Raw genomic sequence first — 14100 nt, 5'->3', positions numbered from 1 at the left:
ACGGTTAGCTTTCTAAGTATGAGAGAGCCGGAGTTCACCAGCGCGCTGGACCTGCTGCGCTGGGTCGGGTGGGCGCAGCGGAAGGCGGGGGAGGACTGGATCCGCGACCGCGAGCTCACCCACGAGCAGAGCTTCGCGCTCGGATATCTGGTGCAGAACCCGGGCGCGATCCAGCGGGACATCGCGGAGATCACCCGGACCAGCGCGGCCAGCGTGTCCAGCCTGCTGCAGGGCCTGGAGCGGCGCGGCCTGGTCGAACGGCGGACCGAGCCGGGCAACGAGCGCAGCAAACGCGTCTACGCGACGCCGGACGGGGCCGCGCTGATCGCCGGCTTCGAGGACGCGATGGCCGGCATCGAGGAGACGCTGCTGGCACCCCTGGACCGTGCCGAGCGCGAGACGCTGCACGCGCTGCTCTCCAAGGTGACCGCACAGCTTCCTCGCCCGTCCCGCTAGCAGGGTTTTCCGTGCCCTGAGGCACCCTGCCCCGAAAACAGAACCACGATCCAAATCGCGCCGGGGTACGCCGTCGCGCGCTTCACCCTGCCCGAAATACCACGAAATAACATGAAAGAAGCAGTCATGAGCATCGACGCACCCGGCACCAACCGCTGGTACCTCTCCGCCGCCCCGATGACCCGCGCACTCATCCACCTCTGCGTGCCCATGGCCGCCGCGATGATCGTGACCGCGATCTACAACGTGATCAACGCGGGCTTCATCGGCGCGCTCCACGACACCACGCTGCTCGCCGCCGTCACGCTCGGCTCACCGATCCTCGGCCTGGTCATGGCCGTCGGCAACGTGTTCGGCGTCGGCGGCGGCGCGCTCGTCTCCCGCCTGCTCGGCGCCGCCGAACACGATCCCGGGAAGGCCGCCGAGATCCGGCACGTCACGTCGTTCTCGTTCTGGGGCGCGATCATCGTCGGCGCGCTCTGCGGCGGCGCCGGTCTGCTCTTCCTGCACCCGCTCGTCACCGCGCTCGGCGCGGACGCCACCTCCATGCACGCCACCACGCAGTTCATAGCCGTCATGCTGGCCTTCGTCCCGGTGCTCGCGGCCGCGGTCTGCCTGGAACAGCTGGTCCGCGCCGAGGGTGCCGCCCGTCAGGTGATGACCGGCCTGATCGCCTCCACGATCGCGAACGTGGCCTTCGACGTCCTGTTCATCCTGGTCCTGCGCTGGGGCGTGGCCGGGGCCGCGCTCGCGGTCGGCCTGGCGAACCTGGTCACCGTCGGCTACTTCGCGATCTGGCTGACCCGCAACAGCGCGCACCTGAGCCTTGCCCCGCGCTGGTTCACGCTCGCCCCGCACGTGCTGAAGCCGGTCCTCGGCGTCGGCGTCAGCACGCTGCTGCAGTCCGCGTTCCTGATCGTGACCGCGCTGGTGCTCAACAACCTCGCCGCCGCGTACGGCGACGGCCCCCTCGCCGCCATGGGCGTCGCGGTCCGCATCGCCCAGGTCCCGGAGTTCCTGGTGATGGGCGTGACGCTCGGCGTGCTCCCCCTGTTCGCCTACGCCTACGGCAAGGGCGACCGCCACCGTCTCACCGCCGCCCTCCGCGGCTCCGCGATAGCCGTCGGCGGCATCGCGCTCACCTTCTCCGCCGCCGTCTTCCTCTTCCGCGACCAGGTCTTCTCCGCTTTCGTCGCCGACCGCTCAGTGCTCGCACTCGGCGTCACCATCCTCACCGCCCAACTGGTCGCCATGATCGCCAACGGCTTCACCGGCCTGCTCACCTCCCTCTTCCAGGCCACCGGCCGCGCCATGGCCGCGACCGTCCTGTCCGTGACCCAGGGCGTCCTTTTCATCCCGATCGTCCTGCTCGGCAACCTCTGGTTCGGCCTCCCCGGCATCATCTGGTCCCTGACCCTCACCGAGACCCTGGTCTTCGCCACCGCCACCATCCTGTGGCTCACCTCCCGCCACGCCATCACCCGCGACCTGGCCCACGGCACCCCCGCCCGCGCCGAAGAACTGCTCGCCCAGGCCGCAATCTAACCGCGCCGCTCAATCCCTTCACGTTCACCAGCGCCATCCAGCCGACCAATCCAGAACACATCAAATGGCGCCCGCCGATGCACATTCGACGGGCGCCCCGGTCCGGCGGGATCGGTCCGGCGGGATCGGCCGGCGGCCGGATCGGCCGGATCGACTGGTGGCGGGATCGGCCGGATCGGCGGGATCGGCCGGCAGCGGGATCAGCCAGCAGCAGGAACGACCCAGTACACCCCATCGCCGACTGCGCGGATCGCAACCGAACCTCGTGCGATAACAAGCGACGGGGTATTGCCTTGAGCGCAACCACCCACGGCCCTGGCAGGGAGGAGCCCCTGGGCGACGACCGGTGCCCGCGGGAGCATGCGGACCGCAACCACCCGCAAAGCGGGAAATGCCCCAGATCTTGATCTTCGCCCTTCCGGGAGCCGGATTCGCGGCGATGCGCCCTCTACGACGCGTTCTCCGCTGCCCGCGACTGCGCGAAGCTCGCCTTCAACCCTTGCCGGATCCACCGCGACAACGGCCGCTCGACGAACCGCTGCGTGACCCACGCCAGCCCGATCACCGCCACCGTCACCAGCCCCAGCAGCACCCAGCGCGGCATCGCCTCGTGCAGCCGGTCGACCACGACCCAGCTGAGCTGCCGGTGCAGCAGGTAGAGCGGATAGGTCAGCGCGCCGACCGTCATCAGGCCCGGCCACCGCAGCCAGTCGAGTTTTCCGAGCGCGAGCAGAATCAGCAGCCCGAACAGCACCACCATGATGGCGAGAACCACGCCATAGGACAGCGGGAACACCTCGACCATGCCCTCGAAGCGTTTCTTCAGTGACGGCACCGCCATCACCATCGAAACGCCGAGCATGCCCCAGAGCAGCAGGTTCGGCCCGAAGCGGTAGATGAGGTAGAGCGTGGTCCCGGCGATGAAATACGGCGCCCAGCGCGGCTCGACGATCGAGATCAGCGGCTGGAACTTGGTGGTGAACGCGAAGAGGTAGAGCACGGTCCAGATGACGTTGAAGAGGACCACGCGGCGGTACGTCACGCCGAACCACACCACGGACGCGAACAGGATGTAGAACTTCAGCTCCAGGAACAGCGTCCAGTAGACGTCGTCGATCCCGGGAATGTCGAAGAACTGGTTCAGCATCGTGAAGTTGACCAGGATCGTGGTGAGATCGGGCGACTTCGTGACCGGGAAAAGCGTCAGCACCGTGCCGGTGATCAGTACCGCGAACAGGTAGGCGGGAAAGAGCCGGCTGACGCGCGAGGTGAAGAAGTCGGAGAGGGATCGGCCCCAGCAGCTCATGCAGATCGCGAAGCCGCTGATGACGAAGAAGAATTCGACGCCGATCCAGCCGTAACTGGTCACCTGGTCGACGGCGGCGCCGAAGTTCTTCCGGCCGTCGCCCCAGGCGCCGCGCCGGTCCAGGTCGGCGATCAGGTGGTAGAAGACCACCATGAGCGCGGCGCTGAATCGCAGCAGGTCGAGGGCGTAGATCCGGCCGGTGCGTTCGGGTCTGGTGACCGGTTCCTTCGTCACGGTGGGCAGTTCCGTCGTCACTGCGGACACAGCGCTGTCCGTACTCAATTTTTCCCCCGTGGAACAAGCCCGAATGTGCGGTGTTTCCAAGGGCTGTGGCCACCCTGGACGATGCGCAGCGGACGGAATCTAGGCGAGAAACGCTCATGATGTCAACGCGCTGGAACCGCCTGCCCGGGAAAAGTGCCTGACGGTAGGCTGCCGTGGTGGCGAGGTACTTCGACGTGCATCCGGACAATCCGCAGCCCAGGACCATCCAGCAGGTGGTGGCGATCCTGAGGCAGGGCGGCGTGATCGCCTATCCGACGGACTCGTGCTTCGCGCTCGGGTGCCTGGTCGGGAACCGTGAGGGGCTGGAGCGGATCCGGGCGATCCGCGGGCTGGACGAGAAGCACCATTTCACGCTGGTCTGCCGCGACTTCGCGCAGGTCGGGCAGTTCGTGCACATCAGTAACGCGGTGTTCCGATCCGTGAAGGCCGCGATCCCGGGCAGCTTCACGTTCATCCTGCCGGCCACGCGCGAGGTGCCGAAGCGGCTGCTGCACCCGAAGAAGAAGACCGTGGGCGTGCGCGTCCCGGCCCACACGGTCACCCAGGCGCTGCTGGCCGAGCTGGGGGAGCCGCTGCTGTCCACCACGCTGCTGCTGCCGGGCGAGGACGAGGCGCCGGTGCAGGGCTGGGAGATCAAGGAGCGCCTGGACCATCAGCTGGACGCGGTGCTGGACGCCGGCGAGTGCGGCGTGGTGCCGACGACCGTGGTGGACCTGTCCGAGGACGTGCCGGAGGTGCTGCGGGTCGGCGCCGGGGACCCGTCCCGGTTCGAAGCATGACCGGCTCGCTGGAGGTCGCGCAGGACGGCCCGGTCGTCACCGTCACGATCACCAACGTGCGTAAGCGGAACGCGATGACCGCGGACATGTGGCGCGCGCTCCCGCCGCTGCTGGACGGGCTCCGGGACCGGACGCGGGTGCTGGTGCTGCGCGGTGCCGAGGGCACGTTCTGCGCCGGGGCGGACCTGGCGAACATCGCGGAGGCGTACCCCGGCGGTGAGGATTCGATCGTCACGCGCGCGGAGGCGGCGCTGGCCGCGTTCCCGCACCCTACGATCGCCTACGTCGAAGGCTATGCGATCGGCGGCGGCTGCCAGCTGGCGGTCGCCTGCGACCTGCGGTTCTCCGCGCCGGACGCGACGTTCGGCGTGCCGCCGGGCAAGCTCGGCATCGTCTACCCGTCAGCGAGCACGCGCCGGCTGACCGCGCTGGTCGGCCCGGCCGTGGCGAAGTACCTGATCTTCTCCGGCGACCCGGTCGATGCGGTCAAGGCCGCGAGCCTGGGCCTGGTCAACGAGATAGCCACGCCGGAGCGGCTGGCCGAGTTCACCGCCACGGTCGCGTCCCGGTCGCCGTTGTCGCTGGCTGCGGCGAAGGCGTTCGTCGAGTCGGACGACCCGGCCGTGGTCGCGCACTGGCACGCGGCCGGCGTGGCGAGCCCGGACCGTGCCGAGGGCGTGACCGCTTTTCTGGAACGTCGGCCCGCGGTCTTCTGAGGAGCGCTCCCAGCGGGCACAATGCATTGATGCTGATCAGAATAGCGGCGGCGGCCGCGCTGCTCGCTTTCGGTGTTCCCGCGTCCGTCGACGATCTGAAGGACCCGGTCGAGGGGCTGACCGACCGCAACGGGCCCGCGCCCACCACCTATCAGCCGGTCGTCGATGCATATGTGATCCGTGTGCCCTGGTCGCAGCTGCAGTCCGCGCCCGGCACGCTGAACACGTCCGTGATCGACGCCGCGCTGGCCGGTGGCACGTCGGTCCGGCTGCGCGTGACCGCCGGCGTCGACGCGCCGGGGTGGCTCAAGGGCGCCAACCCGCTTCCGTGGTACGCGGACGGCGCACAGATCGGCACGATCGGCCGGTTCTGGGAGCCCGCGTTCGACACCGCCTACCGTGACCTGCAGCAACGGCTGGCGGACGTCTACGACGACGATCCGCGGGTGCGGGAGGTCGTGGTGTCGCGGTGCACGACCGAGTTCGCCGAGCCGTATATCCGGCATACCGGGCAGCTTGCGCTGAACCGGCCGGGGCTGCAGGCTGCCGGCTACACGGCGGCGGCGGACGACGAGTGCCACCGGGACGAGATCGAGGCGCATCAGGTGTGGGCGCACACGCGGTCCTACCTGGCGTTCAACCCGTTCCAGCGGATCGACGAGACCACGTGGACCGGGAGTGTGGACCTGCCGTTCACCAAGAAGATGATCGACTATTGCCGGACCGTGCTCGGGGCGCGGTGCGTGCTCGGGAACAACTCGCTGGATCCGGATCGGCCTGCCGCCTACGTCGAGATGTACTCCTATATCGCGGCAAAGGGGGCGCCGATCTCGTACCAGACCGCCACCGCCGCGAAGATCTGCGAGAACCAGTCACCGTGCCCGGCCGCGCTCTGGAAGGCGACGCTGCAGCTCGCGCTCGACTACGGCGCCGGCGCGGTCGAGCTGCCCGACGGCCCGACCGGCTACACGTCCTGGCCGCTCGCCGACCTGGAGACCTACGACGACCAGCTCACCGCTGTGCCATGACCACCCACTCGAGTCCCGGCCGGTCCGGCGCGTCGCGCACGTCCCGTACCGTGAATCCCGCGGCCCTCAAAGATCTTTCAAGCTCATCGAGGGTACGGAACCGGAGCGTCGAATCCGAGGTCACCACCGCGCCGTCCGCAAATCGGTAGGTGAACCGGAACGACACCAACGGCAGCGCGACCTCGGTCAGCTCCATCCGCTGCACGATCCCGTCCCGGGTGTCCGGCTCCGTCGACCAGTTCTCCCAGTCCCTGACCTCCGGCCGCCGCGTCTCGAACACCAGCCACCCGCCCGGCCGCAACGCCCGATGAATGCTCGCCAGCGTTGCGGCCCACTCCTCGTCCCTGACGAACACCTGCGCCACGTTCCCGGTCATGGTCACCAGGTCCGCCTCCCAGCGGGGCAGGTGGGCCGCGTCCGCGCACACCCACCGGACCCGCTCGTCCCGGGCTCGCGCGATGCCGAGCGAGGCCGGGGCGGGATCCGCGCCCATCACGGTGAGACCGGCGTCCGCCAGCCGCACACCCAGGTTCCCGGTGCCGCACCCGGCGTCCAGCACCCGCCGCGCGCCCAGCTCCGCCGCGATGCCCAGGTAGGGGTCGAGGTCGCGCCGGTCGCCGTCGAACAGGTCGTAGATCGCGGCCAGCCGGGGATCATCGAAGATCGCATCGGGCATGTCGCCCTCCTCCCGTGGTGCGCGTGCCTCAGGCCGATCCTATTTTCGCGCGGGTGACGCCGTCCGCTGCGCGTGTGCCTGCGGCCGAAGACAGTGGCCGGGAAACTGTCGGTGGGTGCGGCTAGCGTGCCGGTGTGCGTGGTGAAGAGAAGTTCCGGCTGCCGGGGCGGTTCGCGACCGTGCGGCTGGCCCGGCGCGACCGCGGTCCGGTGACAGCGCCGGTGCGGGCCCCCTCGAATGATCTGCTGGTGTCCACTGAGGCGCGGATCCGGGCGCTGCTCGCGCACGCCGAGACGCCGGAGGCGGCCCGCCGGGCCGCGACCGCGCAGCTGGACGGACGGGACCACACGGCGTTCGGCGCAGGCGTACTGCTGGCGGCGCTGGACTGGGTCATCGGGTGGGACGAGACGACCGCCGGCGTGGTGGACGCGTGGATCGAGGCGCACGGTCTGGCCTTCGCGGCCGCGGCCGCCGCCGAGTCCGGGGCGTGGGAGGTCAGAGGCGTGTGGCTGGCGGAGGCGACTACGGCCTACCCGGTCGGGCGGCTGAGCCGGGCCCAGATCCGGGTGCGGGAGGCGATCGCGGCCGCGCCGGACTGTGCCGAGGCCGAGGCGGCGCTGGCGGAGCTCCGGGCGGCCGGTCCGTGGCAGCGGCTGGCCGCGTCGTTCATGGCGCCACACCGGCGCGACTGGGTCGACGAGGACTGCGCGGAGCCGCGCGACGGCACGGTGGAGGCGCTGGCCGCGTCGATCGGCACCGCGGAGCAGCTGCGCGTGCTGAGACCCCGGCTGGACCAGGCCGCGATCTGGCGCGATCCGAGGCTGCTCGCCACGTTCGTCGACGGGCTGCGGGAGGCCGCCGCCGCCCCGCTCGCCGACTGGTACGACCGGGAGCGCGAGGACCGCGGCCGGACAGTGCACCGCAACCTGCTGACCGCGCTGGCCGCCATCCCGGGCGACGACGCGTTCCGGCTGCTCGCCGCGCGCGCGGAACGGCCCGATGTGGCATCCGTGCTGGCGAAGCTGGCGGCCCGCGTCCCCCGGCGGGCACTGCGGCTGCTCGCGGTCGAGGGCATGGGCCTGCAGGCCATGGCGCTGCTGCGGGACCGGGTCGAGGCCGATCCTGCGCTGGCGGCCGAGGTCGCGGCCACGCTGCCGGAGGAGTTCGCCGACCTGCTGCGGCCGGCGCCGGTCGGGGAGGACGTGCTGCCGCCGCTGGTGCTGTCCACTGCCGCTTCCGCTTCCACTTCCACGGAGGAGGTTTCCTGGGGGCCGGTGTCCGGCGTGGCGGAGACCGGCGAGTCGTGGCTGCCGGGGGAGCGGGAGGTCTGGCTGTCGCTGGCGCCGGTGGAGATCGACCGGTCCTATCTGGACGGCTGGGAGCCGCCGCGCGGCGCGCGCAGCGATCTGGAGCAGGCGGTGGTGGCGCGGTTCGGGCTGCAGGCGCTGCCGATGGCGCTGCGCCTGGCCGCCCAGCAGCCGGATGTGATGGGCGTGCTGCTGCTCCCGTTCGAGGGTCCCAGGGTCGCGACCGTGATCGCGGGCTGGCTGGAGCACACCGGTTCGGCACGGTTCTGGGCGCGGCTGTGGCTGGGGCGTCATGCCGAGTCGGCGGCGCGGGCGCTGGTCCCGATCGCGGCCGGGAAGCCGGGGGCGGAACGGGACCGGGCGCGACGGGCGTTGCGGCACCTGGACCGGCAGGCCGCCCTCCCCACCGAAGCGGGCCGCGATGGCGTGCCGTCGGTCCGGCCGGGCGGAGAGCAGCCCGCTTCTGGCGGCCTCTCGGCCGAAGCGGGCCAACACGGCGTGCCGTCGGTTCGCCCGCGCGGAGACGGGGATCCCCCGTCTGCTTCGGCCGGTGCGGGTCCCTTGGCCGTGCCGTCAAGGCCGGTGCGGGAGACGCTCCCCACGATGCCGCTCTGGGCCACGCACGAGACGCTCCCGCCGATCTATATGCGCGACGGACGCGGACAGCTCCCACCCGCCTCCGTGACCACGCTGCTCGCCGCGCTGAGCCTGACCCGCTACGCGGACCTCCCCGCGCACGCGCCCGGCGGCTACGACCCGTCGACCGGCCGCGCCGACGTGGTGGAGTCCGCGTTCGCGCCGCAGCCGCTGATCGCGCTCGACACGGGCGGCGCACCGGTGATCGCGGCCGCGCGCGAGCTGTGCGAGGCGAACTCGCTGGCCGCGTTCGGCGGGATCCTGCTGGCCAAGTGGGTGGACGCGAAGATGCCCGCCTCCGACGCCTGGATCCTGCTGGCGCAGGTGCACCTGGCCGACGACGAGGCGATCCGCAACCTGGCCGCGCTGATCCGCCCGTGGCCCGGCCGCGGCCGGCACGTGCGCGCCGGCGACGCCGTGGCCGTGCTCGGCACGCTCGCCGTGCGGGCGCCCGGCGCCGCGCTGTGGGAGCTGGACCGTCTCACCGCCGAACCGGCCCAGTCGCTGCGCGAACGCGCCACCGCCTACCTGCGGACGGCCGCGGCCGCGCACGGCTGGACGCCGGAACAGATCCCGCACCGCGCCGCGCCCTCGTTCGCGCGGATCGAGCTGGACTACGGCCCGCGCCGGATCACGGCCGGCGTCGGCGAGCGCCTCGAGGCGTACGTGCTGGATCCCGACGGCCGCCCCGTGCGTACGCTGCCCCGCCCCACGAAGCGCGACGACGAGGTCGCGGTCGCGATCGCCCGGGAGCAGTTCGCCCAGCTCCGGCGCGAGCTGCGGCCCGAGGCCGCCCGGCAGTCGAAACGCCTGGAACAAGCCATGATCTCGGGGGTACGGTGGCCGGCCGCGGAACTCACCGGCTTCCTGACCGGGCACGCGCTGTTCGGGCCGTTCGCGCGACGGCTGCTGTGGGGGTCCTACACGCCGGACGGCCACGCGCTGAACATCGTGCGGGTCTGCGAGGACGGCACGCTCGCGGACGTGGACGATCACCCGGTCGCGCTCGACCCCGGCGCGCCGATCGGCGTGGCACACCCGGCCGACCTCGGTGCGGACCTGCCGCGGTGGGCCGCGCTGCTCGCCGACTACGGCATCGGCCAGCCGTTCGCGCAGCTCACCCGCCTGCGTTTCCCGCTCACGCCGGAGGAGCGGGGTGCGGCCGTGCTGTCCCGCCCTGCCGAGGCAGCGATCAATCCGTCGCGGCTGGGCCCGTTCATGCGGCGGGGCTGGCGTTCGTCACCGGCCGGGTTCGGCCGTTTCCTGCGGGACATTCCGGGCGGGCTGGCGCTGACCGTGGGTGTCCAGGACGGTCGCCTGACGATGTGGGCGGACGAGCGCGACACGCTCCACTGGGGACGGGCGCCGCGCATCCCGCTCGGCGCGCTCCCGGCCGCCACCGTGGAGGAGGCGATCCGCGACCTGACCACGATCACGGCCGCGCCGTGAGCGACGGGCGGTGGGCGGCAATGCGCCGCCGACCGGGCGGGAACGGTCGAGCTCGGTACCGACCTTCCGGGATCAGGGTCTGGGCGTCGCGCTGGCCGACGGCGCGGCCCGCCACCCCGCCTGTGCGCGCGGCCTGCCTGCCCCGTGGGCGCGCGGGCTGTGCCGCGTTGTGGCCGGGTGCTAGAACGGGCCGACGGACCAGGCGGCGGCCAGTGGGGTGACCGGGGTGAAGTAGGTGACGCCGCCGCTGGTGCAGTTGCCGCTGCCGCCGCTGGCCAGGCCGAGCCCGATCGTGGTGGAGAAGAGCGGGCCGCCGCTGTCGCCCGGCTCGGAGCAGAGGTTGGTGCGGATCAGGCCGGAGATCCGGGTGCCGTCCGCGTAGTTCACGGTCACGTTGACGGCGGTGACCGTGCCGTTCCAGAGGCCGGTGGTGCTGCCGGCGCGCTGCACCTGCTGGCCGACGGTCGCGGTGCCGAACGTGGTGATCGGCTGCAGCGTGCCGTCGTAGCGGTTGACCGCGCTCGGGTGCGGGACGGTCACCGTGGATACGTACCGGACCAGCGCGAAGTCCCGCGGTTCCAGCCGCTGCACCACGGTGCCGATGATCGTGCCGTTGGCGATGATCCGCACCGTGCTCCCGACCGGGCCGACGCAGTGGCCGGAGGTGATGAAGTAGTACTCCTTCGGCGCGGAGGTGCTGCGCGCGTTGAAGCCGATCGTGCACCGGTAGCCGCCGGTCGGGTAGATGGAGTCGCCGCCGGCCAGCCGCTTCGTGCGCGTCCCGGGCTCGCGGACCACGGTGGCGCCCGTCCGGGACAGCCGCGCGAGATCCCGGGGCGCCACGGTGTCGTCGGCCGAGACCGTGCGCGTGCCGGTCGCGGGATCGGTCCACCACGCGGTGCCGGGCAGCGTCTCCGGGTCAGGCCCGGCGGCCGGGCCGGCGAACGCCGGGGCGGGGGCGGTGACCAGCGTGAGCAACAGGGCAGCGATGGCGACCAGTCTCATCCACGCAGCGTCGCACCGACGTTACTCCGCGCCCAATCCCGTGGTGGTCATCCCGCACGCGTGATGCCGCCGCCAGCCCCATGATCAGGGCGTCCCTCACGTCGTTCTACCGAGTTCTCCTGCCCCTTCGGGTGGCGCCTCGCGGGCGTGAGAATCCTTCGGCTTTTGATTCTTGAGAAGGTCAGCCGTAGAGCAGGTCGCCGATGTTCGTGGTGCCGCGGCAGGCCTCGGCGAGCGTGGGGGCGACGAGCGCGTATTCGTCCGGTTCCCAGCCGAGGGCGCCGGCCGAGGCCGCTATCACCGGATATTCGTCCGCGCGGCCGCGCATGTCGAACAGGTAGAAGATGCCGGAGCCGTTGAACGCGAACGGCAGCGCGCCCGGCATGTAGACCGGCACGTGGTAGGAGAGCGTCATCTCGCGGACGCCGACCGGGCCGCTGGTCCGGAACAGCTGGAACCAGCGCTCGCCGCCGCCGCACTCGCCGCCGTCCGAGTAGCGCAGCAGCGACAGGTACGACTCCGGCAGCGGCCGGTCCGGCAATCGCCAGCCGGACGGGTCCGGGACCGGCACGTTCATCGCCCGGATCGCCGCGACCTCGTCGTTGTCCGGTGGCACGCGTAGCCGCCGCTCGAAGATCGCCAGCGTCTCCGGCGACGCCCCGGCCTGCCGCCGTCCATCCGCGAACACGTCTCCCCAGCTCACGGCGTGATCATCGCATTCGGCCGCGAAATCCCTATTCGTCTGTCAGAATCCCGCGCACCTGCTGGAGCGTGGCCACGGCCTCCGCGTAGAGCGACGGGGACTCGGACCACAGCCGTCGCCACTCCGACTCGTCCGTCACCACGGTGTCGAGCGCCCGCAGCGCGAGCGCGGGCGTGTCCGCGGTGGTGGGGATGCGGTGCGCCTCCTCCTCCGGCAGCCCGGACGCGTCGAACAGGGCCTGGCCGCCGGGCAGGATCGCGGCGACCACGGTGGCGGCCGCGATCGCCTCGGCGGCGGCGCCGTAGGTCAGCAGGTCGGGGGAGACGAGCGCGTTGCGGATCAGTCCGGCGCGGTCGCCGGTGACGGAGCGTTGCAGGGCGTCACGCCAGTCGAGCGCGATGTCGTTCTCGAACGGCCCGGAGCCCCATGCGCCCATCGTGTCCCATCCTCGCGTTCAGCGTTTCGGCCACTGCCAGGCGGGTGCCTCGAACCTGCCCAGTCCCGCCACCCGCGTCTCGCCATTGTCCTTGATCAGCTCGATGACCTGGCCGTCTTTCGCCAGCTGGGGCGCGTGCGTGACCACGACGACCTGTGAGCGCGTCGCGGCGGTGGCGATCAGTGCGGCGAGCGGCGGCAGTAGGTCCGGGTGGAGGCTGGTCTCCGGCTCGTTGAGGACGAGCAGCTCCGGCGGTCGGGGCGTGAGCAGCGCGGCGACCCAGAGTAGGTAACGCAGCGTGCCGTCGGACAGCTCGGCCGTGCCCAGCGGGCGGCGCAGGCCGGGCTGGTGCAGCTGGAGCGTGAGACGGCCGCTCGGGTCGTCGGTGATCATGATGTCGCTGCCGGGGAACGCGGCGTCGATCGCGGCGTGCAGCTCGTCCGGCACGCCGATCTCGAGGATCGTCTGCAGCGCCGCGGCCAGGTCGGCGCCGTCGTGGGCGAGCACGGGCGTACGGGTGCCGATCATGTCGCGGCGGGCCGGCGCGTCCGCGTCCGTGCGCAAATGGTCGTAGAAGCGCCAGCGCCTGATCCGTTCCCGCAGCGTGATCAGCCACGCTTCCGGGTACTCGCTGAGCATGCTGTCGAACGGCGACACCGCCTCGAGCGCGGGTTTCGGACGGCCGCGTCCGTCGCGCACCGAGATCAGCGGTCCGTCGCGGTCGACGAGCAGCGCGGACGGGCGCAGGATCGGCCCGGACCAGAGCGCCTCCCGTTTGATCTCCGGGTCCGCGCCGAACATGGACGAGCTGGGCGGCGGCATGCCGAGGTCGATCGCGTAGCCGAAGTCGTCGCCGGCGAAGCCGAGCCGCAGCGACACCGGGCCGGTCCTGCCCTTTCCGGCCCAGAGCGTGGACCGCAGGCCGCCCTCGCGGGCCAGCGCCGCGACCGCGCCGTTGCGGGCGGCGTCGGTGAGCAGGCGCAGCGCGCGGTAGAGGCTGGACTTGCCGCTGCCGTTGGCGCCGGTCACCACCGTATGCGGAGCCAGCTCGATGGTGAGGTCCCGCAGCGAGCGATAACCCTCGATCGCAAGGGTACGGATCATCAGTCTTCCGCGTCCGCGATGAGCGCGTAGAACGCGTCCTCGGCGGGCTTGAGCGCGGTCAGGATCGGCCCGAGCAGGGCGTCCTCGACGAAACGGGCGCCGTGCGCGTCCACCCGCAGCAGCGCCAGCAGTGAGTCCTCGGACGGCAGCGAACCGTCCGTCTCCTCCCAGAACAACACGTCACCGTCGCCGCCGGCCCCCGCCAGCATCAACAGCAACCGCTGCTGACCGGTCGCCCAGGAACCGGACTGCGCGGGCGTCCACAGGTACGCCTCCAGCGCGCCGTCCCGATGACGGACCAGCGTGATCGTGTCCTCCGGGTCGCGCAGGGCCAGGAGTTCCCGGGGCGTGATGCCGGTGCCGGCATCGCTCCAGTCCTCGGGCCGCTCGCGATCGTCCCAATACCACCCGGCGAACATGTCGCCGGGATTCTCGATGACCACCGTGGCCGGCAGCGGTGTGTCGAGCCAGGTCTCGAAGGCCTCCCCGGAGATGGTGATCCGGGCCGCGACCACGAAGCTGTACGACATCCACGCATTCAACCACGGGTCGATCTAGGGCGGAGCCGCCCTAGGCCGTGTTTGATGGATCATCACCTTTGGTGATGATCCATCGTTGTCACTGCATGGCTGGTGATCTGACTGATCAGGAGTGGGAACGGCTTGCGCC

Annotated in this window: 13 protein-coding genes; 6 read left to right on the top strand and 7 right to left on the bottom strand. The window is 71.4% G+C overall.

Annotation, left to right across the window (positions count from 1 at the left end; translation table 11 throughout):
* Window positions 1–18: 18 nt before the first annotated feature.
* Both OP04_RS26850 and OP04_RS26845 read left to right on the top strand, forming a co-directional pair.
* Window positions 19–456, top strand: a complete 438-nt coding sequence (locus tag OP04_RS26850; RefSeq protein WP_033342641.1) for a MarR family winged helix-turn-helix transcriptional regulator — start codon at window positions 19–21, stop codon at window positions 454–456.
* A gap of 126 nt (window positions 457–582) precedes the next feature.
* Window positions 583–2001 (top strand): MATE family efflux transporter, encoded by a 1419-nt coding sequence (locus OP04_RS26845; RefSeq protein ID WP_033342640.1) that lies wholly within the window; start codon window positions 583–585, stop codon window positions 1999–2001.
* 448 nt (window positions 2002–2449) lie between these two features.
* Here the strand turns inward: OP04_RS26845 and OP04_RS26840 are convergent, their stop codons facing one another.
* On the bottom strand, window positions 2450–3571 hold the full coding sequence (locus tag OP04_RS26840; RefSeq protein WP_157240393.1) for an acyltransferase family protein: 1122 nt from the start codon (window positions 3569–3571) through the stop codon (window positions 2450–2452).
* A 176-nt stretch (window positions 3572–3747) separates the two neighbouring features.
* Here OP04_RS26840 and OP04_RS26835 point away from each other — a divergent pair, with 176 nt between their 5' ends.
* From OP04_RS26835 to OP04_RS26825, 3 genes are read left to right on the top strand one after another with little or no spacing between them, the layout of a single operon-like run.
* Window positions 3748–4371, top strand: coding sequence for an L-threonylcarbamoyladenylate synthase (locus OP04_RS26835; protein ID WP_033342781.1), 624 nt, complete (start codon window positions 3748–3750; stop codon window positions 4369–4371).
* The gene (locus OP04_RS26830) at window positions 4368–5087 is read left to right on the top strand and encodes an enoyl-CoA hydratase/isomerase family protein (RefSeq protein WP_033342639.1); all 720 of its coding nucleotides are present in this window, start codon (window positions 4368–4370) and stop codon (window positions 5085–5087) included. The genes OP04_RS26835 and OP04_RS26830 overlap by 4 nt, the downstream gene beginning before the upstream one ends.
* Before the next feature lie 29 nt (window positions 5088–5116).
* On the top strand, window positions 5117–6115 hold the full coding sequence (locus OP04_RS26825) for a hypothetical protein (protein WP_033342638.1): 999 nt from the start codon (window positions 5117–5119) through the stop codon (window positions 6113–6115).
* Here the strand turns inward: OP04_RS26825 and OP04_RS26820 are convergent.
* On the bottom strand, window positions 6099–6791 hold the full coding sequence (locus tag OP04_RS26820; protein WP_033342637.1) for a class I SAM-dependent DNA methyltransferase: 693 nt from the start codon (window positions 6789–6791) through the stop codon (window positions 6099–6101). The genes OP04_RS26825 and OP04_RS26820 overlap by 17 nt on opposite strands.
* Window positions 6792–6925: 134 nt before the next feature.
* On the opposite strand from OP04_RS26820, the gene OP04_RS50135 reads away from it, so the two are divergent.
* Window positions 6926–10183, top strand: coding sequence for a DUF4132 domain-containing protein (locus tag OP04_RS50135; RefSeq protein ID WP_051799109.1), 3258 nt, complete (start codon window positions 6926–6928; stop codon window positions 10181–10183).
* A gap of 180 nt (window positions 10184–10363) precedes the next feature.
* Here OP04_RS50135 and OP04_RS26810 read toward each other — a convergent pair whose 3' ends face one another.
* The 5 genes from OP04_RS26810 to OP04_RS26790 form a co-directional block, all read right to left on the bottom strand.
* Window positions 10364–11188 carry a S1 family peptidase gene (locus OP04_RS26810; protein ID WP_033342636.1) on the bottom strand — a complete coding sequence of 275 codons (825 nt, stop codon included), beginning with the start codon at window positions 11186–11188 and terminating at the stop codon, window positions 10364–10366.
* A 181-nt stretch (window positions 11189–11369) separates the two neighbouring features.
* On the bottom strand, window positions 11370–11891 hold the full coding sequence (locus OP04_RS26805) for an SMI1/KNR4 family protein (protein WP_033342635.1): 522 nt from the start codon (window positions 11889–11891) through the stop codon (window positions 11370–11372).
* 31 nt (window positions 11892–11922) lie between these two features.
* The gene (locus OP04_RS26800; RefSeq protein ID WP_033342634.1) at window positions 11923–12327 is read right to left on the bottom strand and encodes a DUF4259 domain-containing protein; all 405 of its coding nucleotides are present in this window, start codon (window positions 12325–12327) and stop codon (window positions 11923–11925) included.
* Between the two features lie 18 nt (window positions 12328–12345).
* Window positions 12346–13431: an AAA family ATPase gene (locus OP04_RS26795; RefSeq protein ID WP_033342633.1), complete on the bottom strand. Its 1086-nt coding sequence runs from the start codon at window positions 13429–13431 to the stop codon at window positions 12346–12348.
* A complete protein-coding gene (locus tag OP04_RS26790; RefSeq protein WP_033342632.1) occupies window positions 13431–13961 on the bottom strand; it encodes a hypothetical protein in 531 nt (176 codons plus the stop codon). Before OP04_RS26790 ends, OP04_RS26795 begins: the two co-directional genes overlap by 1 nt.
* Window positions 13962–14100: the final 139 nt, after the last annotated feature.

Origin of the sequence: Catenuloplanes japonicus (assembly GCF_000717135.1) — a bacterium.
Classification (GTDB): Bacteria; Actinomycetota; Actinomycetes; order Mycobacteriales; family Micromonosporaceae; genus Catenuloplanes; species Catenuloplanes japonicus.
This window is presented reverse-complemented; position numbering and strand designations above follow the sequence as displayed.